General features: G+C 28.9%; 2 protein-coding genes. One reads left to right on the top strand and one right to left on the bottom strand.

The features are described 5' to 3' along the window. Nucleotides 1-91: lysozyme family protein (locus tag KA894_RS14735; RefSeq protein ID WP_162496132.1), on the top strand; the 91-nt coding region annotated here is incomplete at its 5' end. 285 nt (nucleotides 92-376) lie between these two features. On the opposite strand, the gene KA894_RS10520 is transcribed toward KA894_RS14735, so the two are convergent. Beyond that, nucleotides 377-1,045 carry an RluA family pseudouridine synthase gene (locus KA894_RS10520; RefSeq protein WP_115341814.1) on the bottom strand — a complete coding sequence of 223 codons (669 nt, stop codon included), beginning with the start codon at nucleotides 1,043-1,045 and terminating at the stop codon, nucleotides 377-379. Between the last annotated feature and the right edge of the window lie 456 nt (nucleotides 1,046-1,501).

Below are 1,501 nucleotides of genomic sequence, written 5' to 3'. Positions count from 1 at the left end.
ATCTCCAACAGAAGCTCCAGAATCAGTACAAGATGCTGCAGCAGTTAAACTTTACAACGAAGTTGGCGCTTCACAATGGGTTACTGCATAATACAAATTTAAAGCAAATAACTTAAAATTAAACAATAAATTAAGAGCCTGGGATAAATTGATATCCTAGGCTCTTAATTTATATTAATAGCAGATGGCTAAAAGGGACATACCCTAAACTTTTAAAGAACTACTTTTAAAGCGCCGTCTTTTTTTCCTAGTTGTTTCCGCCTACCCGTACAGGATACGAAACCATTTTAGAAAATGTGATTTCGTATCTTTTTTAAATACAAATGAAAACTTAAATAAACATATGCGTTATAATGGTGAAAATTTAAAAGCTAAATTATAAAAATTCCTTCCAAATACTTCCAGTTGGTGTAGAAGTTACAGAAATCATTTCGTGTTTGGTCGGGTGTTTGACACTTAATTGGGATGCCCAAAGGGCAATTTGTTGACCATGCTTATTGATGTTTTGCCCATATTTTTGATCACCATATAATGGTAAGTTTTGGTTTGCAAATTGAACTCTAATTTGATGTGAGCGTCCAGTTTTTAATTGAACTTGAATTAAAGTTTTTTTATTAATAGTTTTGATGACTTTATAATTTAATATAGCTTCTTTGGCATCTTTTTTCTGGGAATCAACAGCGTATACGATATTTTTATTTCTGTCTTTCCATAAATAATCATGAAGTACGCCTTCATTTTTTGAAGGAACACCATGGATAACTGCTAAATAGGTTCTATGTAGTTTTTGTTTTCTTAGTTCATTTGATAACCTAGAAGCTGCTTTAGAAGTTTTAGCAAATACGATTGCCCCTCCAACAGGTCGATCAAGACGATGTACTAAACCAAGGTAGACATTACCAGGTTTATTGTACTGTATTTTTATATAATTTTTTAAAATGGATAATAAATCTTGATCTTTTGAGTTATCTGCTTGTACTGGAACATTTATAGGCTTTTCTACCATTAATAAATGATTATCTTCGTAAAGAACGTTGTTAAACATTTAATTCCTCCAACACATTATATAGTGATAATTTTTTCGTAGTTTAAAATTAAAATATTTTAAAATAATTCAAATTAAGATGTTATCAGTAGATGGGTGTAAATTCAATCTTATTTATATGTAATCAACATAAAAATATTTATGCTTTGAAAGATTTGGACATAATATAAAAATTTATATATTGATAAGTGTAAATATATAATATTTTGATTCTAATTACACAATTGTTACATTTGGTTAAATATAAATTTATCTTTTTTCGCTGGCATGAAGGAGTTTAAAATAGGTTTTATTTAATTCAGAGCGCGCCGTTAATGTAATTAAGACGTAAAAAACCTAGTTATTTTTTAACTTCACTGTAACCCACAAGCATTTTATAGATGTTACAGTGGGAACTAGCAAATTTGAGAAAAGTAATTTTGCAAAAACGAAAACACAAATTAAACAATTAAAAGT

Origin of the sequence: Staphylococcus sp. GDY8P131P (assembly GCF_017891975.1) — a bacterium.
Lineage (GTDB): Bacteria > Bacillota > Bacilli > Staphylococcales > Staphylococcaceae > Staphylococcus > Staphylococcus nepalensis.
This window is presented reverse-complemented; position numbering and strand designations above follow the sequence as displayed.

What these genes read in the sequence shown, in the direction of transcription:
- KA894_RS10520 (WP_115341814.1), bottom strand. Translation starts at nt 1,045, where the DNA reads ATGTTTAACAACGTTCTTTACGAAGATAATCATTTATTAATGGTAGAA.